This window comes from Mesorhizobium sp. CA4 (assembly GCF_020165075.1).
Taxonomy (GTDB): domain Bacteria; phylum Pseudomonadota; class Alphaproteobacteria; order Rhizobiales; family Rhizobiaceae; genus Mesorhizobium.
In genome coordinates this window covers 20,618-45,542 of sequence record NZ_JAIUHK010000008.1, presented here as the reverse complement: position 1 = coordinate 45,542, position 24,925 = coordinate 20,618, and the positions used below count along the sequence as shown (strand labels likewise).

The following is a 24,925-nucleotide window of genomic DNA, read 5'->3' as shown; positions in this document are numbered from 1 at the left end:
GTCGCTAATGCCATTGGCGGGTGCCGGGCTTCGCTGTAAGGTCTCCTCGCTGCCTGGTGCCCGCGACGCGGGAGAATCGGGAACACGGTTGAACTCCGTGGCGTGCCCAACACTGTAAGGGGGACCGCGCCGGCAAACGCCACTGTCGAAGACGGGAAGGCGCCGGATGCGGGACGATCCCGAGCCAGAAGACCGGCCCGGCAGACATGGTCTTCCGCTTGGTCAGGCGGGGGACTGTTTATCGCAAGGGGAAAAGCGATGACAGCAGCAGCGATCGCCGCGAGTGGCGGCGACTTTGACCAATTGGCGCGCGACGCGGTCTACCGGGCCATGTTCACCAGGCGCGACGTGCGCAGCCATTTTGTCCCCGACGATCTCGATGACAATGTGCTGGCCCGGCTCATCACCGCCGCGCATCATGCGCCGTCTGTCGGCTATATGCAGCCCTGGAATTTCATCGTCATCCGCGACCCCGCGAGACGGCGGGAGGTGCTTGACCTTTTTCTCGCCGCGCGCGAGCAGGAACTGCCGGCGATCGAGGCGGAGCGGCAGGCGCTCTATCGCAAGCTGAAGCTCGAAGGCATCTGCGAAAGCGCGCTCAATCTGTGCATCACCTGCGACCGGAAGCGCTCGAAGGACTCGCCTCTCGGGCGTTGGCACAATCCGGAGATGGATCTCTACAGCACCGTCTGCGCGGTGCAGAATTTCTGGCTGGCGGCGCGGGCCGAAGGTGTCGGCGTCGGCTGGGTGAGCATTATCGAAACCGAGTCGCTGAAGCAACTTCTGTCGATCCCGGAGCATGTCACGCCGATCGCCTATCTCTGCGTCGGCCGCGTCTCGGCTTTCGCGCCGAAGCCGGACCTCGAGGCGCATGGTTGGGGCAAGCGCCTGCCGCTGCCCGAACTGGTCATGAGCGAGACGTTTCGCGGCGCCGGCGAGGCGCCGCTCAAATCGGCAATCGCAAAGCTTGGCGGCCCATCAGAGCCATGATCAGGCGGCTCTCGGGGTATCCCAGCGCGAGCCGGCGCCGAAAGAGCCCAGCGCCTTGTCGCGCAGTTCCCTGAATTTGGACGAGGTCTCGGCGAGCCGGCGGTCCCATTCGGGATTGGGCTCCTGCCCTTCGATGGCTTCGAAATAGACCTGCATCAGGGAGGCGATGGCGAAGGGCTCGATGAAGGCTGCCTTGAAGGCCCAGGCAAAGACGATGGCGAGCACGAAAGCCCAGCCGGCAAGCTGGCCCGGCATTACCCACAGAATGGCGGCCGCGGGTGCCAGCATCAACAGGAAGATGACGAAGGACACGCCCCACATGATCACCGCCAGCCAGACGGCGTTCTTGACCATGTGCTTGCCGTTCTGCGCGTAGAGCACCACGCCTTGTCTTGCCGTCTCGAATGGCGAGTTCGAACTGATGCGGATGTTATAGCCGAGGATGATCTCGTCGACATAGGTCAGCGACAGGCGGATCACCGTGTTGATGAAGCTGACCACGCCGCCCAGTCCCGGAATGGGCAGGAAGGCGGCGATGCCGCCGATCAGGCCGGTGATGGCGCGGATGGCGCCCTTGACCAGCTGGTCGACGACGAAAAGGATGTTGGCCTCGGCGAAGCGCTGGGTGACCACTTCCTTCGCATAGGCGATCTGGCCCTGGCCGTCGGGAACGTCATGACCGTCGATCAGATGCACCATGACGGCGATATGACCCGCCTTCAGCACATAGAGGATGTATTCGCGGATCCAGTAGACGGCGATCGAGACGACCCCGAAGCCGACCACCCCGCCCCACAGCGCAAAGGACATCGGACCGTCGGGATTGGTCGAGATGTGCCCGACGCCATAACCGACGCTGGCGCCGGTACCGGTCGCCATGATGTAGGCGCCTGTGATGCCGAAATAGACGATCATGCGAAAGATGATGAACGGCCATGTCCGCATCATGATCGACACAGACCGGCCAATGCTGAAGTCCCACATGGCCCCGACTCCCACACCCCGCGCATGACCCGAAAATCGGAATCGATTTTCGGAAAGGATCATGCGCCGAATTAAAGTTTTACAGCGTCCTTTGCGCGTTCAAAGAACGCGCGGCGCTGTAAGAGATGGCGGAGGAGGATGCGCTTGCCCCGGCGATTGTCAATCACGGCAGGGTTGCGCCGGCCTGAAACCGGTGCACAACCCGGTGGCTTGGTTACCCAAGCGAACCGTCATGGCTTCTTGCGCAAGCCTTCGAGCAATTGCTTGAAGGCCGCGATCGCCTTCTTCGAGGTGGCTTCCGGATCGTTCGAATTGGCGATGCGCTGCGCGGCCTGGCTGCTGGCGCCATTGATCAGCCGTGAGGTCGTCTCGGGATCAAGCTCCGGAACGACCACGCCCTCTTCCTGCAGCCTGGTCAGATGCTCGGTCATCGAGGCGGTGCAAGCATTGGCGTTCGGCCACAGTGCCGGATCGCCGAGCACCGCCGGGCCGTCGCGGAACATGATGCGCTGGATTTCCGGCTCCAGCGCCATCTCGATATAGGTGGTGCATTCGTCGACGAAATGCTGCCAGCGGGTGGGCGCTTTCGAAGCCACCTCGTTCACCCGCAAGGCCATCTCACCGTCGATCTCGGCGATCACCGCCTGCAGCAGCCCCTTCTTGTCGCCGAAATGGTGGTAGAGCGCCCCGCGCGTCAGGCCGGCCGAAGCGGTGAAATCGTCCATCGAGGCCTCAGCATAGCCGATCGTGCCAAAGGCATGGCGGGCGGCCGCGATCAGCTTGGCGCGCGTCTCGGCGATCATCTCCTTGCGCGGTTTGTGCATGGCCCTGGACCTATTCTCATACGCTTCGTATGCCAATTGACATACGCGGCGTATGAATTATCTGACTTTCATACGCTGCGTATGTAGTTGCGGCATTCACCCTTGTCGAGGAGCAGGACCATGCGAAACCCTTATTCGGACATCTTTCGGGCTCCCGGCACGAAAGGCTTTGCCGCGGCGGCCTTCATCGCGCGCTTACCGATCGCCATGGCGCCGATCGGCATCGTGGCAATGCTGTCACAAACACATGGCGAATATTGGCTGGCCGGCGCCGTCTCGGCCACATACGCGCTGGTGAACGCCTTCCTGTCGCCGCAGGTGTCGCGGCTGGTGGATCGGCGCGGCCAGACGGCGATCGCCGCGCCGATGACGCTCGTTTCGGTGCTTTCCTTCGCGACATTGGTCGTCGCGGCCAACCGGCATTGGCCGGTCTGGACGTTGTTCCTGTCGGCGTTGCTTGCCGCCGCCATGCCCAGCATCCCGGCCCTGGTCAGGGCGCGCTGGACCGAGATCTTCCGCAACCGGCCGGAGCTCAACACGGCGTTTGCCTTCGAATCGGCCGCCGACGAACTGGTCTATGTCGCCGGCGCCTCGCTGTCGGTGGGCCTGAGCGCGGCGCTGTTTCCCGAAGCAGGCATGGTGGTCAGCACGTTGCTGCTTGCGCTCGGCTCGGCGGCATTCCTGCTGCAGCGCTCGTCCGAGCCGCCGGTCCGCCCGGCCGAACATGGCGCGGCCGGGTCGGCGATCCGCCTGCGGCCGGTGCAGATCATCACTTTCGCGCTGATCTTCGTCGGCGCGACCTTCGCCACGACGGAAGTCACCACAGTCGCCATCACCAAAGAGCTTGGCCAACCTGAGGCGGCAAGCCTCGTCATCGGCGTCTATGCGCTGGGATCCTTCGTGCTCGGCATCATCGTCGGCGCGCTCAGCCTCAAGGCGCCGCTGCAACGGCAATTGGCACTCGCGGTCACCGTGATCGCACTCACCACCTTGCCACTGCTCTTCGCCGACACGGTGCCGACGCTCGCGCTCGCGGTGTTCGTCAGCGGCGTCGCGATCTCGCCGACCTTCATCACCGCCTTCGGCCTGATCGAGCGCCACGTGCCGCCGGCGATGCTCACCGAAGGTGTCACCTGGGTGACGACCGGGATCGGCATCGGCATGGCGCTGGGCTCCTTCGCCGCCGGCTGGATGGTCGACACTTTCGGACCGCAGAACGGGTTCTGGGTTTCGGTCGCGGCCGGAGCAATCGCGCTGGTCACGGTGCTGGCCGGCCAATGCCGGCTGGCGACGGAGGATTGCGAGGCGGACAGGGGCGAGGCGGTGGTTGCGGCGGAGTGACGGCTATTCGGCCGTCCGATCATCGTCGCAGACGTTGGCAGTTATCCGACGGCCTGCGACATCGCCTCCGTCGCGCAGGCTTTCGGTCAGCCAGCCAGGCCGGCGGACCGCTGTAGGACCTCGTCAACCCTTCGAGGCCTACAGAATTTCCGTCTTGGCGATGTGAATGCCAAACCCCTCAAGCCCGACATAGTGGCGCTCGCGCGAGGCGATCAGGTTGATCGAGGAGATGCCCAGGTCCTTGAGGATCTGGGCGCCGAGCCCGATCTCGCGCCATTCGTTCTCGCGGTGGCGGGCTTCCTCGTGGTCCTCGCCGTCGCCACTCGCGGGCCGCTTGCGCTCCTGATGGGCGACACCGACCGAGCCTTCGCGCAGATAGACGATGACGCCGCGCCTGCGCTCGCCCATCGCCTTCATGATGCCGTCGAGCCGGTGGCTGGTGCCGAAGACGTCGGTGACGACATCTTCCGAATGCAGCCGTACCGGCACCTCTTCGCCATCGCGGATGTCGCCGAAGACGACCGCGAGATGGTGCATGGAATCCCAGGGCAGCGTGTAGGTGAAGGCCTGCGCCTTGCCACCGGGCGTATCGATGTCCGAGCAGGCGACGCGTTCGACCAGCGTCTCCTTGCGCTGCCGATAGGCGATGAGGTCGGCGACCGAGACCTGCTTCAGCCCATGTTCCTCGGCGAAGGCCTGCACTTGCGGCCCGCGCTTGACCGTGCCGTCGTCATTGACCAGTTCCGAGATAACGCCGACCGGCGGCAGGCCGGCGAGCTTGCAGAGATCGACCGCGGCTTCCGTATGGCCGGAGCGCATCAAGACGCCGCCTTCGCGCGCGATCAGCGGGAAGATGTGGCCGGGGCGCACGAAATCCGAGGGGCCGACATTGCCGTTGGCAAGGTTGCGCACGGTGAGCGTGCGGTCGTCGGCGGAAATGCCGGTCGTGGTGCCGTGCTTGAAATCGACGCTGACGGTGAAGGCGGTGGTATGGGCGGAATCATTATCCGCCACCATCGGCGCGAGGTTCAGCCGTCTCGCGTCCTCGCGCAGCATCGGCGTGCAGACGATGCCGGAGGTGTGGCGGACGATGAAGGCCATCTTCTCCGGCGTGCAATGGACGGCGGCGACGATCAGGTCGCCCTCGTTCTCGCGCCCGTCATCGTCCATGACGACGACGATCTCGCCGCGCTCGAAGGCACGGATCGCTTCGACGATCTTCTTCTGGTCGTATGGCATCGGTGCTCGCTTCGCTCGCAAGGGAGTAGGGGAAAGGAAAAAGTTTTGGCCACCGGGCAGGCGTTAGCATGCTCCCCTACTGCCTTACTCCCCTGCTCCCCTCCCTGTTTGTCCTCTGTGCCGCAGATAATGATCGGCAATCGCGCAGGCAACCATCGCCTCGCCGATCGGCACGGCGCGGATGCCGACGCACGGGTCGTGGCGGCCTTTGGTCATCACCTCGACGTCCTTGCCGTCCTTGTCGATCGACTGGCGTGGGGTCAGGATCGATGAGGTCGGCTTGACGGCGAAGCGGGCGACGATCGCCTGGCCGGTCGAGATGCCGCCGAGGATGCCGCCGGCATTGTTGGACAGGAACACCGGCTTGCCGTCATTGCCCATGCGCATCTCATCGGCGTTCTGTTCGCCGGTGATGCAGGCCGCCTCGAAACCATTGCCGATCTCGACGCCCTTAACGGCGTTGATCGACATCAGGCCGGACGCGATGTCCTGGTCGAGCTTGGCATAGATCGGCGCGCCGAGGCCGGGCGGCACGCCGTCGGCGACGATCTCGATCACCGCGCCGACCGAAGAGCCAGCCTTGCGGATGCCGTCGAGATAGGCGGTGAAGACCGGGACCGAGGCGGGATCCGGGGTGAAGAACGGGTTCTCGGCGTCGCCGACGAAATTCCAGTTCCAGTTGGCGCGGTCGATCGACTTTTCGCCCATCGAGACCAGCGCGCCGCGCACCGTCATGCCGGGCACTATCCTGCGCGCCAGGGCGCCGGCCGCCACCCGCGCTGCCGTCTCACGCGCCGAGGAGCGGCCGCCGCCACGGTGGTCGCGCAGCCCGTATTTGACGTCGTAGGTATAGTCGGCATGGCCCGGCCGGTACTGGCGGGCGATCTCGCCATAATCCTTGGAGCGCTGGTCGACATTCTCGATCAGCATCGACACCGGTGTGCCGGTGGTGATCATCGTCTTGCCGTCTTCGTCGAGGATGAAGCCGGACAGGATTTTGACCTCGTCCGGCTCGCGGCGCTGGGTGACGAAGCGCGACTGCCCAGGGCGGCGGCGGTCGAGTTCGGCCTGGATGTCCTCGCGCTTGAAGCGGATGCCGGGCGGACAGCCGTCAACAACGCAGCCGAGCGCGGCGCCATGGCTTTCACCCCAGGTGGTGACGCGAAAGAGATGGCCGAATGTGTTGTGCGACATGAGAATACGCCCTGCCCCGGCGAGGGAACCCGGTTAAGGCTGCCTTCTATTGGCGTTTTCCACAGTGGTCAAACGGTGATCGGATGCATCAAACTGTGATGTGGCGGATTTAGTTTTGACACATTCGGTTGGTTTCTGCTCTCTTCCCATCCGCCGTTGAGGATCCGCCGCTACCAGCCGGCGCAATGACCTAAAGAGGACGACGATGCGTACCCTGATTGGCGCCGCCTGCGCCATGTTGCTGATTTCCACCGCCGCCGCGTTCGCCGGCCAGACCGAAGGCCTGATCAAGAAGGTCGACAAGGACACGCTGACGCTGACGCTTGACGACGGCAAGGCCTACAAGCTCAACGCCGAGACCGATCTCGACTCGCTGAAGCCCGGCATGGACATCGTCATTGCCTATGACGTGACCAATGGCGAGAATGTCGTGACGGATATGCAGTTGCCCGACAGCGACCAGAACTAAATTCAGGTGATGCCGGCCTGCGAAGGCGGCTTCCGGCGCTTCCGGTGCTCACGTACTGAAAGTACGCTCCGGCCTTCGCCGCCCGAAGCTCTAATGAGGGCCTCCGCGCTACGAAGGCTACGGCCAGCGTAGGCCCGTTCTCGGAATCAGCTTTCTCGACTCGGCCTGACCTGAATTTGCCAGGGCTCGATTTGTTAAAGCCACGCCAAGCTCCGGCCCTCCAGCCGCAGCAGACGGTCCTGGGGGATTTCGAGGCTGGCGGCCTCCTGCTTGGAAATGCCGGTGACCAAGCGGAAGAAGCAGCGCATGACGCCGCCATGGGTGACGCAGACGGTCGGCTGGCGCAGCGCGTCGAACCACGGTTTTATCCGCTCGAGCAGCATCTCGTAGCTTTCCGCGCCCTCGCCCGGCGGCTGGAAGTCCCACTTGGCGTGGCGGCGGCCGTCGGTTGAACCGGGGGCACGCTTCTCCAGTTCGGCGAAAGTGAAGCCCTGCCAGTCGCCGAAACTTATCTCGACCAGGCGCGGATCGGTGCGGTAGCCGGAGGGATCGAGCCCCATAGCTTCGCGCATCAGTTCCATCGTCTCACGCGTGCGCCGCATCGGGCTGGCGATAAAGTCGAAATCCGCAGGATTTCTGACGAGTTCCGCCAGTCGTAGTCCATTGCGCGTCGCCTGCTTGCGGCCGAACGCATTGAGGTCGGTGTCGGCCTGGCCCTGCAGGCGGTGCTCGGCATTCCACTCAGTCTGGCCGTGGCGCGCGATGTAGGCGAGCGGATACATCAGGTCTTCCAAGGTCGGGCCAGGGCCTGGGACGAAGGATAGGCGAAGGTAAGGATCAGTCCTTGACGGTCGAGATATCCGGCGCGTCGACCGCCTTCATGCCGACGACATGGTAGCCGGAATCGACATGATGGACCTCGCCGGTCACGCCGCGCGACAGGTCCGACAGGAAATAGACGCCGGAATCGCCGACTTCTTCCTGGGTGACCGTCTGCTTCAGCGGCGAATTGTACTCGTTCCACTTCAGGATATAGCGGAAATCACCGATGCCGGAGGCGGCCAGCGTCTTGATCGGACCGGCGGAGATCGCGTTGACACGGATCTTCTTGGCACCGAGATCGACTGCGAGATAGCGCACGCTTGCTTCCAGCGCCGCCTTGGCGACGCCCATGACGTTGTAATGCGGCATCACCTTCTCGGCGCCGTAATAGGTCAGCGTCAACAGCGAGCCGCCATCGGTCATCAGCGGCTCGGCGCGCTTGGCGATGGTGGTGAAGGAAAACACCGAGATATCCATGGTGCGGAGGAAATTGTCGCGGGTCGTCTCGACATAGCGGCCGGTGAGCTCGTCCTTGTCGGAGAAGGCGATGGCGTGGACGAGGAAGTCGAGCTTGCCCCAGTGCCTGGCGATATCGGCGAAGACGGCGTCGAGGCTTTCCGGGTCGGTGACGTCGCAATGGCCGGCGACATGCGCGTTGAGCTCAGCCGCGAGCGGCTCCACGCGCTTCTTGAAGGCCTCGCCCTGATAGGTCAGCGCGATTTCGGCGCCGTGATCGACGCAAGCCTTGGCGATGCCGAAAGCGATCGACCGATTGTTGGCGACACCCAGGATCAGGCCCCGCTTACCGGCCATCAGGCCCTGTCCACCCGCCATGTGCAAGCTCTCCGCAAGAAAATCTGCTTTGTGGAGAGCCTATCGCACAGGCACAAAGCCCCTTCAAGCGCTCAAAAGACACTGCAACAGGAACAAAATTCCCTCAATCACCCTTTTCTGCGGCGCATCAGGGCCTCGAGCTCGGCATCGCCGCTCTCCGGCAGCATCAGCCGCACATGGGCATACAGATCGCCATGGCCGCCGGCCTTTTCCGGCAGACCCCTGCCCTTCAGGCGCAGCACCTTGTCCGAGCTCGACCATGCCGGAACGTTGACCGCGAGCTTGCCGGTCGGCGTCTCGACCGCCACCTTGGCGCCGAGCACGGCATCGGCCAGATCGACGGGCAGATCGACATGTAGGTCGCGCCCCTCGATGCGGTAACGCGGATGGCGGCGAATATGGATCTTGACCAGCGCGTCGCCCGGCTGGCCCGGACCCTGCTCGCCCTGGCCCTTCAGGCGGATCGTCTGGCCGTCCTCGACATAGGCCGGCAGCTTGACCGCGACCTTGCGGCCGTCGGGAAACATCGCCGTCACCTTATCGGCAGTGGCTGCCTCCTCGACGCTGATATCCATGGTGACGTTGAGATCGGCCGCCTGGACCGGCTGGCGGCGGTCTGCCCGGCCGGCGCCGCGGGCGCCGGAAAAGGCTTCGCCGAATATCTGGCTGAAGATGTCGCTGTTGCCGTCGAACGGATCGCCGCCCGGGCGCCCGGTGCGGAATTCGAAATGCGCACCGCCCGGGCCCTGCTGACGGCGGAAACCGGCGAACGGGTCGCCGCCGGCCGCGCCTTCAAAACCCTGGAATTTCGGCTTGCCCTCGGCGTCTATCTCGCCGCGATCGTAGGCAGCGCGCGTCTTCTCATCGCCGACGATCTCGTAGGCCTGGTTGGCGGCGGCAAAACGGTCCTTCGCCTTGGGATCATTCGGATTCTGGTCCGGATGATACTTCTTGGCGAGCTTCCGGTAAGCCGATTTTATGTCCTTGGCCGATGCGTTCTTGGCAACGCCCAGCACCTCATAGGGGTCGCGCATGCTTCCTGCCTGCAAGAGAGAATGGATTTGTAGTCGCCCCCCTATATGCGCTCGCATAGGAAGAAATTCCAGTGGCGCAAGGGCAATTAGCGCCTGAAACTCAGAGCACCGGAATCAGAGCGCCTTGAATTCCTGCATGCGCCAACCCCCGGCTTCGGCGAGGCACAACTCGCCCTTGTAGAGCGCAACACCGTCGAAGCTCTCGCGCGTGGCGCTGAAGCGGCGGCAGGTCACACCGCCGTCCTTCAGCTCGACCAACTCGGTGATGGCGCCGCGCGAACCGGTGCCGGCGTTGGCCCATGGCACGGCCTGGCCGCCAAGTTCCTTGATATCGGCGGAAGAAACGGCGTTGCCGATGGTGGTCTGGTCGGAGTCCTTGTCGGCGATCGCCGGAGCAGCAGGCGAGGACGGCGCGCTGGAAGTGATGATCGAGCGGTCGACATCCATCTTTTCCAGGCTGAAGCCGCCCGCACCGCAGCCGGCAAGGGAAATGGCCGCCGTCACGACCACAGCCTTGACGCTGGCCGAAGCGATAACGCCCCATTGCCTGCTGTCAAAAGCTTGCGCGATACGCAACAATCGGCGAACTCCTCCCGGAACGGTAAAAATTCGGAAAACTATGAACGAAACTGAGTTAACAAGCGGTGACTTCACCGAGGCCGCGGAGCCTTTCCGGCTCTTTGCCGCATGGCTGGAGGACGCCACGAAAAGCGAACCCAACGATCCCAACGCAGTGGCGCTGGCAACCGTCGACGCCGACGGCATGCCGGATGTGCGGATGGTGCTGCTCAAGGGCTTCGACGAAAAGGGGTTTGTCTTCTACACGAATTTCGAGAGCGCCAAGGGCCGCGAAATTCTTGGCAGCATGAAGGCGGCGATGTGCTTCCACTGGAAATCGCTGCGCCGCCAGGTGCGGGTGCGCGGGCCGGTCGAGATCGTCGGCGACGCCGAGGCCGACGTCTATTATGCCACGCGCCCACGCGGCAGCCGCATCGGCGCCTGGGCCTCGAAACAGTCGCGGCCGCTGGAGAGCCGCTTCGCGCTGGAAAAGGCGGTGGCCGAATACACGGCGCGCTACGCCATCGGCGATATCCCGCGGCCAAAACACTGGTCGGGCTTCCGCATCCTGCCGCAGACGATCGAGTTCTGGCACGACAGGCCGTTCCGCCTGCATGACCGCGTCGTCTTTTCGCGCAACGCGCAAGGCGGATGGGACAAGACGCGGCTTTATCCTTGAACGGTAACAGAGGCGAAGGACTCAGCCCTTCTTGCGCGTCATGAAAGCGGTGAGCGCAGCGCGCGCCTCTTCGGAGGTCAGCCGCTCGCGGAAATGCTCGCTTTCGACCTTGATGCGGGCGATCAATTCATCGCGCGGCTCGCGCATCAGGTCGCGCGCGATCTTCAGCGCCTGCGGCGGCTTGGCCGCGATGTCGTTGGCGGCGGCCAACACCGCGCTTTCGAGGGAGTCTTCCGCGACGACATCGTAGATCAGCCCCGCGGCCTTGGCGCGCTCGGCCGAAAAGCCTTCGCCGAGGCCGAGCAGCGCGAAGGCGCCCTGCCGGCCAAGCAGTTGCGGAACGATCAGGCTGGAGCCGGCTTCCGGCACCAGGCCGAGATCGACGAAGGGCGTGCGGAACAGCGTGCGCGGCGTGGCAAAGGTCAGGTCGCAATGTAGGTTGAGCGTAGTGCCGATGCCCACCGCAATGCCGTCAACGCCCGACACCATCGGCTTTTCGGCCTTGGCCAGCGCCATCAGGAAATCCCAGACCTCGTTGCCGCCCTCGCCGCCGGTGGCGATGACCAGGAAATCGGCTAGGTCGTTGCCGGAGGAGAAGGCGCCCGGAACGCCGAGGAAGACTTGGACGCGGACCGCCGAATCGGCGTCGCCTTCGGCGAGCGCCGCCGACATTTTCGCATACATGGCGCGCGTCAGCGCGTTCTTCTTGTCGGGGCGGTTGATGCGGATGATCTGCACCGCGCCCTGGCGCTCGACGAGGATGTGGTCTGTCACGATTTTTTCCTTGTGAACGTCAAGCGGGAATCAGTTCCTTGCCGGCAACGGCAAGGCTCTCGGCGCCGCCCACGACACGATCCTTGAGCCCGCGCGTCTCGCCGAGCAGGTTTTCGGCGAAGAAGCGGCAAAGGGCGATGCGGCCATGATCGGCCAGCCCGCCTTGCGCCAGATAAGCGCCGCCGGCAGCGAGCGAGATCAGGCGCAGATAGGGCGTCGCGCCGGCCATGGCGGCATCGGCCTTACCATCGGCCGTGAGCTTCTGCAGAAAGCCCGTCGCCTCGTGGAGATCGGCCAGTGCATGGTCGAGATTGTCGGCGGTGCGGCCGAAACCGTCGATGTTGGAGGTGCGCACCGCATCGGCCACCGCTTTCAATTCGCCGATATAAGAATACACATGCTCGCCACCGCCGAGCGGCAGCTTTCGCGCGACAAGGTCGATCGCCTGGATGCCGTTGGTGCCTTCATAGATCGGCGCGATGCGCGCATCGCGATAAAGCGCGGCTGCACCCGTCTCCTCGATGAAGCCCATACCGCCATGCACCTGGAGCCCCAACGAGGCGACTTCGACGCCGATCTCGGTGGAAAAGGCTTTTGCGAGCGGCGTCAGCAGGCTGGCGCGGTCATGCCATTTGGCGGCGGCCTCGCCCTCGCCGACACGCGCGCGGTCGAGCGCATGCGCACAGGAATAGCTGATCGAGCGCGCGATCTGGGTCAGCGCCTTCATGGTCAAGAGATTGCGCTGCACGTCCGGGTGATGGACGATCGGCGCCATGCCGGGGCCCGAATAGGCCGAGGCCTTGCCCTGGCGGCGCTCATTGGCATAGGCGATCGCCTTCTGTGTGGCGGTCTCGGCCACGGCCACGCCCTGCATGCCGACGGCAAGGCGGGCGTTGTTCATCATGGTGAACATGCAGGCCAGCCCCTTGTTCTCCTCGCCGATCAGCCAGCCGATGGCGCCGGGTGTAGAACCTTGAAAACCGTCGCCATAGATCATGGTGCAGGTTGGTGAGGCATGGATGCCGAGCTTGTGCTCGAGGCCGGAACAGAAGACGTCGTTGCGGGCGCCGAGCGAACCGTCGTCGTTGACAAAAAACTTCGGCACCAAAAACAGCGAGATGCCGCGCGTCCCGGCCGGCGCGTCGGGAAGCCTGGCCAAGACCAGATGCACGATGTTGTCGGTGAAATCGTGCTCGCCATAGGTGATGAAGATTTTCTGGCCAAAGATGCGGTAGGTGCCGTCGCCGACGGGCTCGGCGCGGCTGCGCAAGGCCGCGAGATCGGAGCCCGCCTGCGGCTCGGTCAGGTTCATCGTGCCCATCCACTCGCCGGAGACGAGTTTTGCGAGGTATTTGGCCTTGAGGTCCTCCGAGGCGTGTTTGTCGAGCGCCTCGACGGCGCCCATGGTCAGCGTTGGGCCGATGCCGAAGGCCATGGCGGCGGAGTTCCACATTTCGAGCGCGGCGACGCCGAGCATGGTCGGCAGGCCCTGTCCGCCGAATTCTTCCGGACCCGACAGCGCGTTCCAACCGCCTTCGATCCAGCGCCGGTAGAGCTCCTTCCAGCCGGGGGGCGTGGTGACCGCGGCGTCCTTCAGCACAGCACCTTGCTCGTCGCCGATCTTGTAGAGGGGAGCGACCTCCTCGCTGGCGAAGCGGCCCGCCTCGGCCAGGATCGCGTCGACAAGGTCCTCGCCGAGATCGGCAAAAATGCCGGCGTCAAGCGCCGGCTTCAGCCCCGCCACCTGCTTTAGCGTGAAGGCGATGTCCTCGACCGGCGCGCGATACATGTCTGCTCCTCCTCCGTTCCAGCCAATCCTAGTGCATGGCCGAAGCGAAACCACGCGTCGATTTCGCACCTTCTTTTTACGTAAACGTCAAACTTTGTCACGCGGATTTTGCGTAGACGTCGTCATCCACGGGCGGAGCGGACGCGCAGACCCGGGGATCATTCCGTGGCTTTTGCCGTGGAGTGCAGCGGAGCAGAATTCTGGACCGTAGAAGGGCCTCAACGTAACGCAATGGACTCTATGGTCTGCGCGCGTCGCTTCGCTCCTTGCTCCGCCATAGAATGACGAAATCGCGAAGGCCAAGGCCTATCTCAAAGCTGCAATTACCACTCAGAATCTACGACGAATTACATCCGGCTGGTAGTTCCAGGAAAGTGGGGCGCGGTTTTCCGTCCGGAATTGCGCAAGGATAAAGCGACTCTCTCAACGTATGCTGCGTCCCACCGCCTGCAGCGCCAGGAAGGCTTCGTAACGCTTGTCGTGCCAAGCGCGCATGTCACTCGACGCAGGTGTAAAGACATCGCCAAGCCGGGACATGGCAGGCATGGCGCTCGAAATGTCCGCATACCGGCCGGCTGCCACCGCTCCGAGCATCGCAGCACCCAGCAGCACCGGTTCGGGCGACTGCGACGCGGCGACCGCCAAGCCGGCGGCGTCGGCAAGCAGCTGGCGCACCAGCGGCGACTGCCCGGCGCCGCCGCTGATGACGATGGTATCGACGGCAAGACCGGATGACGCCATCGCCGCCACGATCTGACGCACGCCATAGCCGAGGCCGCAAAGCCCGGCCACGTAGAGGCCGACGAGATTTTCGACGGAACGGTCGGTGCCGATCCCGGCGATCAGGCCGCGCGCATCCGGATCGGCCAAGGGCGAGCGATTGCCGAGGAATTCGGGGACGACATGGATGCTTCCCGCGAGTGTGGCAGCGGCCGAGAGGTCGGGCGAACCCGCCGTGGCGGCCGCGGCCAGCCAATCGACCAGCGATTTGCCTTCGGCCGCGGCGCGCGCGGAGGCCTCGGCTTCGGCCGGGTGGAAATGCACCAGCAGATCGATGGCCGCGCCGGCCGCCGACTGGCCGCCTTCGCTCAGCCAGAGCCCGGGCACCATGGCGGAATAATAGGGTCCCCACACGCCCGGAACGAAGGCCGGCCCTTCGCTGCTTGCCATGGTGCAGGCAGAGGTGCCGAGCACATAGGCCATGCGCGACGAGATGGTGCCGGCTTCGCCCGCGGCCCCCACGGTGCCGACGCCGCCGGCATGGGCGTCGATCAGCCCGGCAGCGACAACCGTGCCTGAAACCAGTCCCAATTCAGCGGCCGCCGCTTCCGTCAGGCCGGCGCCCAGCGCCGTGCCGGGATCGACCACGTCGGTGCCGATGCGGGCAAAACCCTCCTCGGCAAGCTCGCCGAGCCCGACGGCCCGGAAATAGCTTTCGTCCCAGCGCCGCTCGTGGCCGAGATAGGTCCATTTGCAGGCGAGCGTGCAGACCGAGCGGGCAAGGCTGCCGGTGGCGCGCCAGGTCAGGTAATCGGCCAAGTCGAAGAAATGCCTCGCTTTGGCAAAGGTCCCCGGCAGGTTCTCCTTCAGCCACAAAAGCTTCGGCGTCTCCATCTCGGGCGAAATGACGCCGCCGACATAGTCGAGGACCGGATGCCGGAGGGCGTTGATGCGCCTGGTCTGGTCGAGAGCGCGATGGTCCATCCAGACGATAATGTTCCTGTCGCTATCTCCCGAGCGGCCGACCGGCAAAAGCCCACCGTCGTCGCCGACCACCACCAGCGAACAGGTCGCGTCAAAGCCGATGCCGCCGATTTCCCGGGGATCGACGCCCGCCTTCCCTACCGCCTCGCGCACGCCGGCACACACCGCCTGCCAGATGTCCCGGCTCGACTGCTCGGCGATCTCGCCGGGCTCGACGAAGAGCGCGATGTCGCGCTTGGCGGAAGCGAGCAGCTCGCCGCGCTCGTCAAAAACGCCGGCGCGAGCGCTGCCGGTGCCGACATCGATGCCGAGGAAGTGGGAAGGCATGGGGGGACCTCAAGGTAGGGCAGTAGGCAGTAGGCAGTAGGCAGTAGGAGATGGTCCGTGTTGGATGGCCGGAGGCAACCGCCTCTTTCCCTATTCCCTACTGCCTAACTCCTACTGCCTACAAATCATTGCTCTGCGGCAGGATCACCAGATCCCGAATGGTGACGTTTCTCGGCCGCGTCAGCATGAACAGGACGGCGTCCGCGACCTCGGTGGGCTGCATCAGTCCGCCGGCCGCCAGCTCGTCCTCGAGCTTCTGCTTCGGCCAATCGCTGATCAGCGCCGTCACCACCGGTCCGGGCGCCACTGCGCCGACGCGCAGGCCGTGCTTGGCCACCTGCCGGCGCAGCGTATGGACGAAGGCCTGTATGGCGTGCTTGGAGGCCGTGTAGACCGGCTCCCAGACGACAGGGACGAGGCCGGCAATCGAACTTGTGACAACGATGTCGCCGGTCTTGCGTTCGACCATATGCGGCAGCACCGCGTGCACCGAGCGGAACACCGAGTTGATGTTGAGGTTCAGCATGCGGTCCCAGGCATCCGGATCGCCGTTGAGGATCTCGCCGCCCACATAGGAGCCGGCATTGGCGTGGAAGATGTCGAGCTGGCCGGCCTTTTCCAGGATGCCGGGCATCATGGTCGCCACGCTGGCGGGGCTGGTGAGGTCGACCACCAGCGGGATCGCGCCGTCGCCGAGCTCGGCGACCACCTCCTTCAGCCTGTCCTCCGCGCGGTCTACCAGCACGACGCGGGCGCCGGCGGCAAGCATCGCCCTGGCGCATTCGAGACCGATGCCCGATGCCGCGCCGGTGACCGCGGCGACTTTTCCCGAAAGATTGTGAGCCATGTGTACCCTTCTCGTTTGAACTGTTCAGGCGCGGCCGTGCGAGGCACGGGAGCGGCGCGCGAGGGAGTCGACGATCACGGCGATGGCCAGAACGGCACCGGTGATCATGTAACGAAGCGATGAGGACAGATCGAGCAGCGTCAGGCCGCTGGCGATCGACTGGATGACGATAATGCCGAGCAGCGCGGAATAGGCGCTGCCGCGGCCGCCGAACAGGCTGGTGCCGCCAATGACCGCGGCCGCGATGGCGTTCAGGTTGACGTCGCCGGTACCGGCCTGCTGGCTCGCGGAAGCGAGCCGTGCGGCCGCCAGCACGCCGCCCAGCGCGGCGAAGAGCGAGCAGAGCGCGAAGGCGCTGAGATAGATGGCCCGCACCTTGATGCCGGCGCGCCGCGCCGCCTCGCGGTTGCCGCCGACGGCGGTCATCGAGCGCCCCCACTTGGTCCGGGTCAGCGCATAGTTCATCGCCACGACGAGGCCGACGAACAGGCCGAACATCCACGGAATGCCGCGCGACTGATTGAGGTAGGCGACGATCAGCTCGAGGCCGATGGTTATTATGGCGACTCGCACGATGAGCCCGGTCACGGACGGCGCAGACAGGTTGGCCGCGCGGCGGCGCGCGAAGGTGCGAAGCCCGCTGGCCAGCATCGCCAAGCCAGGGATCGCCGCCAGCGTGTGCGAGACCCATTTCGGCATCACCATCAGCTGGCCGAAATCCACCAGCGCCGAGCCATAGGGCAGGTTGATCGAGCCGGTGGAACCGAGGATGTAGAGCTGCATGCCCAGCACCGCGAGCAGGCCGGCAAGCGTCGAAACGAAGCTCGGCATGCCCAGACGGTTGAACAAAAGGGCATAGAGCGAGCCGATCAGGGCACCGAAGGCGAGCGCCGCGAGGATGGCGAGCGCGACCGGCCAGCCCTGGTTGACCCAGAGCGTGCCGACCAGCGCCGAGGCGAAGCCGCTGATCGAGCCGACGGAAAGATCGATCTCGCCGACCATCAGCACGCAGACGATGCCGAGCGCGATGACGCCGACGGTCGAGCAGTCGAACAGGAGATTGACCAGATTGCTGCTGGAAACGAACACCGGATTGAGGCTGGTGAACACGGTCCAGATGACGACGAGGCCGACGATGACCGGCAGCGAGCCGAGGTCGCCGCTGCGCACGCGGTCGAGGAAGGCGCGGACGGCTCCGCCTATACCCGCCTCATGCTTCACCCGCGCGTCGGCGCGGTCGAGCGCCAGCGGGGCGGAGGGGCTTTTCTCTGCCGTCATGGGCGTTGCTCCCCCGCCTGTGCGCTGCCGCTGTGATCGCGCTCCATGCGCAGCCGCTCGGCGCGGCGCGACACCGCGTTGTTGGATGCGCCGGTGATGGCGCTCACCAGATCCTGGTTCGAGGCATCGGGCTCGAAGACGCCGTTGTTGCGCCCCAGCCGCAGCACGACGATGCGGTCGGCGACGGCGCGGACATCCTCCATGTTGTGGCTGATCATCACGACGCCGAGGCCGCGCGAGCGGACGCGATCGATAAGGTTGAGCACTTCAGCCGTCTGGGCGACCCCAAGCGCTGCGGTCGGCTCATCGAGCAGAATGAGTTTCGGCTCGAGCAGCAGCGAGCGCGCGATGGCGACGGTCTGGCGCTGACCGCCGGACAGCGAGGCGACCGCCTCGCGCACGCTCGGGATGCGTGCCGACAGTTCGTTGAGCAGCGTCCAGGCGCGCATCTCCATCGCCACCTCGTCCAGCCGCAGCGGGCTGAGCTCGTTGCCAAGGAAAATGTTGGCGACGACGTCGAGATTCTCGCAGAGCGCGAGATCCTGGAAGACCGTGGCGATGCCGAGCGTCAGCGCCGCGCGAGGGTCCGGAAGCGTGACCGGCTTGCCGCGGAAATTGATCGTTCCCGAGCTCGGCTGGTGCACGCCGGCGAGGATCTTGACCAGCGTCGACTTGCCGGCGCCATTGTCGCCGACCAGCGCGACGACTTCTCCGGCATGGACATCGAAATCGATATCGGTCAGCGCCGAAACGGCGCCGAAATTCTTCGATATCCCGCGCAGGCTGAGCACCAGCTCGCCGACGGAAGCCGACTCTTCAAGACTCTCACTCATGCGCCGCCTTTCTTGACAGTCGTTCCCTGGACATCCGGCCGCCGAGTGGCGGCCGGATGCCATATGATCACTTAGTGATGCCGAGCTTCTTGCAGCCCTCGGCATAGCGGTCGACGCAGAGCTCGGCGGCCGTGTTGATCTTCTTGTCGATGATCTCGGCCTTGAGGTTCTCCTGCGTCACCACCGCCGGCGTGAAGAGCTGCGAGGGTGTATCGTAAAGCGTCATCTCGGCCTTCGGCTTCTCGCCCGACAAGAGCTTGACGGCCACGTTGGCCGCGGCGGCCGCAACGATTTCGCTCGGCTTGGAGATGGTGTTGTACTGGTCGCCGGCAATGATCAGCTGCAGCGCCGCGATCGTCGCGTCGTTGCCGGTCACCGGCGGAACAGGGTCGACGCCAGCCGCCTTGAAGGCGGCAATCGCGCCGCCGCCGGTGCCGTCATTGGCGGCCACCACGCCGAGGATCTTGGCGCCGAAGCGGGTGATCTGGCCGCTCGCCCATTGCTGTGCCTTCGGCGGCGCCCATTCCGGCGTGTCGAACTCGGCCAGGATCGGATAGCCGCTGTTGTCGAGACCCTCGTGAATGCCCTTCTTGATCAGGCCGGCGGCCGCATCGGTCGGCGAGCCGTTGATCTGCAGCAGACCGCCGCCGGCCGGGTCGACCTTCAGAGCCTTGAGGTGCTCGACCAGCGAGTCGGCGATGGCCTTGCCGATGCCTTCATTGTTGAAGGACACGTAGAAATCGGCGGGCGCCGTCGGGATGGGCCGGTCATAGGCGATCACCTTGACGCCCTGGCTTTGGGCGAGCTTCACCAGCGAGGCGGCGGCGGTCGAATCGACCGGGTCGAGCACGATGGCCTTGGCGCCCTGCGAGATCACCGAATTGAACTGCTGCTGCTGGCGCGCCGCATCGGCGTCAGCGTTCTGGTAGATCACTTTGCAGCCCGGGCAGAGCTTCTTCATCTCGGCGACGAAGCCGGGATAGTCGTGCTGCTCGTAGCGGGTCGACGCCTGGTCGGGCATCAGGAAGGCAACCGTGGCGTCGGTTACGTTGTCGGCGAAGGCCGCGGTGCTGCCGAGCAGCGAGACCGCGAAAACGGCCGCGATTGTCGACTTCAAGGCAGACGGCGATTTCCAAGCATGTCTGGTCATTCGAATGTCTCCGTTTCGAGAAATGGTTTCACGAGGACCTGCGCGGTGAACCACGCGCCAGGCCTTGACTGCATGACGAACTGTTGGGAGGAATGTTCTCAGCGGCCCAGGATCGATCGATCCCGATTAACCACGCAGACATCCTCCTGAACGTGCTGGATTTCGGGCAAACGAACCCCAGCACAGGGTGCCCTGCACCCCGCGTCTTTCCTTCCCTGAATATTTCTTTGTCGATGCAATTCCGGACGAAAGATCTTTCTGACCGGAACCGCTTTAGGCTCCTCCCGCTTCCTCCCTGTTAGGCGGCAATCTCCGCGTTGACGTTCTCAGCCAGCAAGGCCCTGAAGCGCGAAGGCGACATGCCTTTCTGCGCCAGGAACTGGCGATTGAAATTCGAGATGTTGTTGTAGCCGGCGGCATAGCAGATTTCGGTGATCGACATCTGGGCCTCGCTCATCAAGAGCTGGCAGGCAAGGTTGATACGCAGCCGGTTGACATACTGCACCAGCGCCATCCCGGTGTGGCGGCGGAAGCTGCGCGAGAAGGCGCTCGGGCTGCGTCCGGCAATCTCGGCCAGAGTGCCTTCGCTGAACGGCTCGGTCAGGTGGCAGTTGATGTAAGCGAGCGCCTGGTTGATGCCGGCCGACATGAAGCCCGAGGGGTCGGGCAGATAGCCGGCGCTGGCCAGCGTGCGGACGTCGCCGGCGCGGTTCAATATATCGAGCACGGCCATGAACAGCGACAGGCGGCGCACACCCTGCGCCTCGGTCAGTTCCGCCAGTACGGGCGCCACGAGCTCAGCCGTCGCCGGCGAGAACAGCGCGCCGCGGCGGCTGGTTTCGAGGATGCCGGCGCAGGCGGCAAGTTCGGGCAAGGCGGCGGCGGCGCCGGCGATGAATTCTTCCGAGAACTGCACGACGCGGCCGCGCAGCGGCACGGTCTCACCCGGCGGCACGTCGCTGACCCAGTTGTGCGGCAGATTGGGCCCGGTGAGCACCAGATTGCCCGGCTCGAACTCGCCGATGAAGTCGCCGACGAAATAGCGGCCGGTGGTGGCGACGACCAGATGCAGCTCGTACTCGGGATGGAAGTGCCAGCGGACAGTACGGAAAGGGTAGCCGTGGGCCCAGGCCTTGAACGACTCTCCCTGTCTGATCTGGACGACTTCCAGGTCCGGATTCATCTTCATTTCCTCCCCGCGCGGGTCCGGTCTTGTGACCGGTTGCTGCGCTTCGTCAGGCGGCCCGTGTATTCCCATTGGCCGCCGTGATTGAAAGCTTAGGCGGCAATTGAAACGCCTGCCACCACGGCTTGTCCACCCCACTGATACTTTTTTGACGTTTTGGAGGAGGTCAAAGCAGCCGATGTCCTGAAAGCAATTCCTTAACCATAGCGGTTCAGGATCGTTTCCTGGTCAGTGGGGACCCTGATGAAAAAGCCGGCGCGCCCTCTTCGCCGCCTGGCGCTTCTCGCGGCGGCGGTTGCGCTGGGCACGGCGGCAAAGGCCTCGGATTTCTCCGAGCCGTGGAAGAATGCCGACCGCCCGCTGGTGATCGACGCCTACGAATACAATTCGATCGACTGGCAGCAGCTCGTCACCGACAAGCGCATCGCCGGCTTCATCAATAAGGCATCCGACGGATTGCCACCGCCCTATTTCTGCTTCGGCGCCGAAGCCGACGTCAAACTTTGCAAGGCGCAATGGAAGCGCTATGCGGTGACGCGCGAATTGTTCCAGACGCGCAAGATCGTGGCCAAGGCGCTTGGCTTGAAATGGGGCGCCTATCACCTGGCACGGCCCGGCAATCCGGTCGAGCAGGCCAATAATTTCATCGATTTCGCCGAGCCGGCCCCGGACGAGCTGATGGCGCTCGACATCGAAGGCATCGATCCAACTCAATGGATGTCGCTGGAAGACGCCGAGGAATTCGTGCGCCAGGTGCATCGCCGCCTCGGCCGCTTCCCGGTGCTCTATGTCAACGGCAAGACCGCCCAGTATATCGCCGACAACCGCTACCAGTATCGCCTCCTGTCGCGGCTGCCGCTTTGGTATGCGCGCTACAAGCCCGACATCGACGTGCATTTTCCGATGGGCAACTGGCAGGGCTATGCGCTCTGGCAATTCTCGGCGCACACCAATTGCGGACGTTTGCGTTGTCCATATCGTGTACCCGGCACGCGCAACGACATCGACGTCAGCGTCGCGCCGATGAGCGCCGACGAGCTGCGCCGGCAATGGTCTTTTGGCGGCCTGCTCGACGTCCCGGCCGACTACCTCGCCTCGATCCCGGTGCCGGTTTCGCGTCAGGCCGCGTTGGCCGGCAAGGTCACCATCACCTATGCCGACGTGGCGACGCCGCCGACCGTCGAGGAAATGGTCGCGGTGCTCGGCGCGCGCTGGGAGAAATTCCGCGACGGGTTCCGCATGCCGGTGGTGAAGACGGTGCCGCGGCGTGCCAGCTTCGGCATTGTGCAATATGTCGCCTGGAAACGCTCCGGACAGCGCACGCCCGAGCAGATCGACGCGGCTTTCGCCGCCGCGGCCGATCCGGTCAGCACCGCCTCGACGGCGCTCGACAGCGCCAGGCGCTGACTTTTTCCAGGAGCCGACTTCTTCCAGGAGCCCAGAGGGACATCAGCGATGGCTGCCGAGGCTCGCATACATGCCGGTGGTGCGAAACTGTGTCGGGTTGATGCCGTAGCAGCGGCGAAAGACCTTCGAAAAATAGTTCGCATCCTCGAAGCCGCACAGCACCGCGACCTCCTTCACCGGCAGGAAATCCGCCTTGGTGAGCAGCTTCGCCGCGCGCTGCAGGCGCTGCTGCAGGACGAATTCGGCCGGCGCCAGCCCTTCGCTCTCTGCGAAGCAGCGTGAGAAATGGGCGCGGCTAAGGCCGCTGATTTCGACCAGCTCCGCCACCGGCAGCGGCTTGTCGAGATTGGCGTTGATGTGGTCGATGACAGGCTGCATGGCGCTCTGCTTCTCGGCGAAGGCATGCGAGCCGAAGACATCGTCATAGAGCGCCATCGCCGCTTCATAGGCGATCGCGGAGGCCGCGCCTGGCGAAGCGGCGCCCTTGATCAGCCGCAGGCTGCAATCGGCAAGGTGGTCGATGGTCGCCGGCTGCAGCCGGAGCACCGGGCCCGAGACGCTGAGGATGGACTTGTGGACGCGAAGCGCCTCCTCACCGTTCATCGAGATCCAGAAATATTCCCAGCGGTCGCCCTTGGCCAACCAGTAGCGATGGTTGTGCGGCACCAGAACCAGCAGCGTATCGTTCGCCTGCAGACGATAGTTGCGGCTCTCGTAGCGCAACTGACCGGTGCCGCTGATCGTATGCTGGAGAACCGTGAACGGGGTCTGGCCGCGCTTTCGCCCGTCCCAGTCGTAGGTCTCGTCCTCGCGCACTTCGTAGCCGGTGCTGGTCGGCATGGCGTGCAGGCGCTGGCGGCCGCGCGGCAGCGAGATCGTCCGCATCAGCTTTCCGTTGGCGATCAGGTCATGCAGCACAAAATTACCCTCGAAAGCATAATCCTTCTCTGGTCGCGCCGGCGAATAAGCGCATAATCCGGCTTCTCAGAACGCGAAAGACCCGCGGTCGAGGAGCGGGCGGGAGGAGAAAAGCCGGATTTCCGGGTTTAAATGGCATGCGCGCTGTTGCGTGCGGCCATGTTCTCCTCCGTGGCTCCTTGCCTAGCATTCGATTGAATCGAGGTGAAGGTGATGAGTTTCAAAATCGCTATTATCGGCGCCGGCAGCGTCGGCTTCACCAAGAAGCTGTTCACCGACATCCTGTGCGTGCCGGAATTCAAGGACGTCGAATTCGCGCTGACCGACATCAGCGAGCACAATCTCGGGATGATCAAGGCGATCCTCGACAGGATCGTGGAAGCGAACAAGCTGCCGACCAAGGTGACGGCAACGACCGAACGCCGCAAGGCGCTGGAGGGCGCGCGCTACATCATCAGCTGCGTGCGCGTCGGCGGGCTGGAAGCCTATGCGGACGACATCCGCATCCCGCTCAAATATGGCATCGACCAGTGCGTCGGCGACACGATCTGCGCCGGCGGCATCCTCTACGGCCAACGCAACATTCCGGTGATCCTCGATTTCTGCCGGGACATCCGCGAGGTCGCCGCGACCGGCGCCAAGTTCCTGAACTACGCCAACCCTATGGCCATGAACACCTGGGCCGCGATCGAGTATGGCAAGGTGGACACGGTAGGCCTCTGCCATGGCGTGCAGCACGGCGCCGAGCAGATCGCCGAAGTGCTGGGCGCAAAGTCGCCCGAGGAGCTCGACTATGTCTGCTCCGGCATCAATCACCAGACCTGGTTCGTCGAGCTCAGGCTGAACGGCCGGCCGATCGGCAAGGACGAGCTGGTCGCCGCCTTCGAGGCCCACCCCGTCTATTCGAAGCAGGAGAAGCTGCGCATCGACGTGCTGAAGCGCTTCGGCGTTTATTCGACCGAAAGCAACGGGCATCTCTCCGAATATCTGCCCTGGTATCGCAAGCGCCCTGACGAGATCACGCGCTGGATCGACATGTCGGACTGGATCCATGGCGAGACGGGCGGTTATCTGCGCTACTCGACCGAGACCCGCAACTGGTTCGAGACGGAATATCCGCAGTTCCTCGAAGCGGCGTCTAAGCCGATCGACCCGGCAAAACGCTCCAACGAGCATGCCAGCCACATTCTCGAAGCGCTGGAGACCAACCGCGTCTATCGCGGCCACTTCAACGTCAAGAACAACGGCGTGATCACCAACCTGCCGCAAGACGCCATCATCGAGTCACCCGGTTTCGTCGACCGCTTCGGCATCAACATGGCGGCCGGCATCACGCTGCCGGAGGCCTGCGCGGCCACCTGCATGGCCTCGATCAATGTGCAGCGCATGTCAGTGCATGCCGCGATCGCCGGCGACATCGACCTGTTGAAGCTCGCCGTCCTGCATGACCCGCTGGTCGGCGCGGTGTCGACGCCGGAAGAGGTCTGGCAGATGGTGGACGAGATGGTCGTCGCCCAGGCGGCCTGGCTGCCGCAATATGCCGATGCCGTTCCGGCGGCAAAGGAGCGGCTTTCGAAAGCCAAGGTCAAGACCCGCGAATGGGCGGGCGCGGCCAGGCGCAACGTGCGCTCGATCGAGGAATTGCGCGCCGAAAAGGCGGCACTCAAACAGGCCGGCTGAGATCCGGGCAGGCAGGCAGACATGCAGGAGGCACGTCCGCCGGATCAGCCGTCCAGAAACAAGA

23 protein-coding genes and 1 riboswitch are annotated in these 24,925 nt (G+C 64.4%); of the genes, 6 read left to right on the top strand and 17 right to left on the bottom strand.

All coding sequences use genetic code 11. From position 1 onward, the window contains the following. Positions 1-37: 37 nt before the first annotated feature. A riboswitch (cobalamin riboswitch) is annotated at positions 38-216 on the top strand. A 42-nt stretch (positions 217-258) separates the two neighbouring features. After that, positions 259-990, top strand: a complete 732-nt coding sequence (gene bluB, locus LB528_RS08890) for a 5,6-dimethylbenzimidazole synthase (RefSeq protein WP_224714574.1) — start codon at positions 259-261, stop codon at positions 988-990. Here the strand turns inward: bluB and LB528_RS08885 are convergent, their stop codons facing one another. Beyond that, a complete protein-coding gene (locus tag LB528_RS08885; protein WP_224714573.1) occupies positions 991-1,974 on the bottom strand; it encodes a hypothetical protein in 984 nt (327 codons plus the stop codon). Positions 1,975-2,204: 230 nt separating this feature from the next. Then, on the bottom strand, positions 2,205-2,798 hold the full coding sequence (locus tag LB528_RS08880; protein WP_224714572.1) for a TetR/AcrR family transcriptional regulator: 594 nt from the start codon (positions 2,796-2,798) through the stop codon (positions 2,205-2,207). Between the two features lie 120 nt (positions 2,799-2,918). Here LB528_RS08880 and LB528_RS08875 point away from each other — a divergent pair, with 120 nt between their 5' ends. Further along, the gene (locus LB528_RS08875) at positions 2,919-4,139 is read left to right on the top strand and encodes an MFS transporter (protein ID WP_224516007.1); all 1,221 of its coding nucleotides are present in this window, start codon (positions 2,919-2,921) and stop codon (positions 4,137-4,139) included. 138 nt (positions 4,140-4,277) lie between these two features. On the opposite strand, the gene ribB is transcribed toward LB528_RS08875, so the two are convergent. Next, positions 4,278-5,378, bottom strand: a complete 1,101-nt coding sequence (gene ribB / locus LB528_RS08870; RefSeq protein WP_224714571.1) for a 3,4-dihydroxy-2-butanone-4-phosphate synthase — start codon at positions 5,376-5,378, stop codon at positions 4,278-4,280. Between the two features lie 84 nt (positions 5,379-5,462). Continuing rightward, the gene (gene aroC, locus LB528_RS08865; protein ID WP_224714570.1) at positions 5,463-6,572 is read right to left on the bottom strand and encodes a chorismate synthase; all 1,110 of its coding nucleotides are present in this window, start codon (positions 6,570-6,572) and stop codon (positions 5,463-5,465) included. Positions 6,573-6,777: 205 nt separating this feature from the next. On the opposite strand from aroC, the gene LB528_RS08860 reads away from it, so the two are divergent. Next, on the top strand, positions 6,778-7,041 hold the full coding sequence (locus LB528_RS08860; RefSeq protein ID WP_224516004.1) for a DUF1344 domain-containing protein: 264 nt from the start codon (positions 6,778-6,780) through the stop codon (positions 7,039-7,041). Positions 7,042-7,235: 194 nt separating this feature from the next. Here the strand turns inward: LB528_RS08860 and LB528_RS08855 are convergent, their stop codons facing one another. The 4 genes from LB528_RS08855 to LB528_RS08840 all read right to left on the bottom strand — a co-directional run bounded on the left by LB528_RS08855 (position 7,236) and on the right by LB528_RS08840 (position 10,310). Next, complete coding sequence (locus LB528_RS08855; protein WP_224714569.1) at positions 7,236-7,823, bottom strand: histidine phosphatase family protein; 588 nt, start codon at positions 7,821-7,823, stop codon at positions 7,236-7,238. Between the two features lie 55 nt (positions 7,824-7,878). Beyond that, positions 7,879-8,697 carry an enoyl-ACP reductase FabI gene (gene fabI / locus LB528_RS08850; RefSeq protein ID WP_224714568.1) on the bottom strand — a complete coding sequence of 273 codons (819 nt, stop codon included), beginning with the start codon at positions 8,695-8,697 and terminating at the stop codon, positions 7,879-7,881. Between the two features lie 107 nt (positions 8,698-8,804). Then, complete coding sequence (locus LB528_RS08845) at positions 8,805-9,731, bottom strand: DnaJ C-terminal domain-containing protein (protein WP_224714567.1); 927 nt, start codon at positions 9,729-9,731, stop codon at positions 8,805-8,807. Positions 9,732-9,845: 114 nt separating this feature from the next. Then, a complete protein-coding gene (locus LB528_RS08840; RefSeq protein WP_224714566.1) occupies positions 9,846-10,310 on the bottom strand; it encodes an RT0821/Lpp0805 family surface protein in 465 nt (154 codons plus the stop codon). Between the two features lie 40 nt (positions 10,311-10,350). Between LB528_RS08840 and pdxH the strand changes: the two genes are divergently transcribed. Continuing rightward, on the top strand, positions 10,351-10,968 hold the full coding sequence (pdxH, locus tag LB528_RS08835; protein WP_224515999.1) for a pyridoxamine 5'-phosphate oxidase: 618 nt from the start codon (positions 10,351-10,353) through the stop codon (positions 10,966-10,968). 21 nt (positions 10,969-10,989) lie between these two features. Here pdxH and LB528_RS08830 read toward each other — a convergent pair whose 3' ends face one another. The 8 genes from LB528_RS08830 to LB528_RS08795 form a co-directional block, all read right to left on the bottom strand. Further along, entirely contained in the window at positions 10,990-11,742 is a 753-nt protein-coding gene (locus LB528_RS08830) for a crotonase/enoyl-CoA hydratase family protein (protein WP_224515998.1), read from the bottom strand. A gap of 19 nt (positions 11,743-11,761) precedes the next feature. Further along, complete coding sequence (locus LB528_RS08825) at positions 11,762-13,531, bottom strand: acyl-CoA dehydrogenase family protein (protein ID WP_224714565.1); 1,770 nt, start codon at positions 13,529-13,531, stop codon at positions 11,762-11,764. Between the two features lie 423 nt (positions 13,532-13,954). Continuing rightward, positions 13,955-15,562, bottom strand: a complete 1,608-nt coding sequence (locus LB528_RS08820; RefSeq protein ID WP_224714564.1) for an FGGY-family carbohydrate kinase — start codon at positions 15,560-15,562, stop codon at positions 13,955-13,957. A 118-nt stretch (positions 15,563-15,680) separates the two neighbouring features. After that, positions 15,681-16,409 (bottom strand): SDR family oxidoreductase, encoded by a 729-nt coding sequence (locus tag LB528_RS08815; protein WP_224714563.1) that lies wholly within the window; start codon positions 16,407-16,409, stop codon positions 15,681-15,683. A 24-nt stretch (positions 16,410-16,433) separates the two neighbouring features. Further along, positions 16,434-17,687, bottom strand: a complete 1,254-nt coding sequence (locus LB528_RS08810) for a sugar ABC transporter permease (protein WP_224714562.1) — start codon at positions 17,685-17,687, stop codon at positions 16,434-16,436. Next, on the bottom strand, positions 17,684-18,520 hold the full coding sequence (locus LB528_RS08805) for an ATP-binding cassette domain-containing protein (RefSeq protein ID WP_224714561.1): 837 nt from the start codon (positions 18,518-18,520) through the stop codon (positions 17,684-17,686). The genes LB528_RS08810 and LB528_RS08805 overlap by 4 nt, the downstream gene beginning before the upstream one ends. Positions 18,521-18,587: 67 nt before the next feature. Next, a complete protein-coding gene (locus LB528_RS08800; protein ID WP_224714560.1) occupies positions 18,588-19,670 on the bottom strand; it encodes a sugar ABC transporter substrate-binding protein in 1,083 nt (360 codons plus the stop codon). Between the two features lie 298 nt (positions 19,671-19,968). Then, the gene (locus LB528_RS08795) at positions 19,969-20,853 is read right to left on the bottom strand and encodes an AraC family transcriptional regulator (protein ID WP_224515991.1); all 885 of its coding nucleotides are present in this window, start codon (positions 20,851-20,853) and stop codon (positions 19,969-19,971) included. A 246-nt stretch (positions 20,854-21,099) separates the two neighbouring features. Between LB528_RS08795 and LB528_RS08790 the strand changes: the two genes are divergently transcribed. After that, positions 21,100-22,263, top strand: a complete 1,164-nt coding sequence (locus LB528_RS08790) for a glycoside hydrolase family 25 protein (protein ID WP_224714559.1) — start codon at positions 21,100-21,102, stop codon at positions 22,261-22,263. A 42-nt stretch (positions 22,264-22,305) separates the two neighbouring features. On the opposite strand, the gene LB528_RS08785 is transcribed toward LB528_RS08790, so the two are convergent. Next, positions 22,306-23,148, bottom strand: a complete 843-nt coding sequence (locus LB528_RS08785) for an AraC family ligand binding domain-containing protein (protein ID WP_411962126.1) — start codon at positions 23,146-23,148, stop codon at positions 22,306-22,308. 246 nt (positions 23,149-23,394) lie between these two features. On the opposite strand from LB528_RS08785, the gene LB528_RS08780 reads away from it, so the two are divergent. Further along, entirely contained in the window at positions 23,395-24,861 is a 1,467-nt protein-coding gene (locus tag LB528_RS08780) for an alpha-glucosidase/alpha-galactosidase (RefSeq protein ID WP_224515989.1), read from the top strand. Positions 24,862-24,925 lie beyond the last annotated feature (64 nt).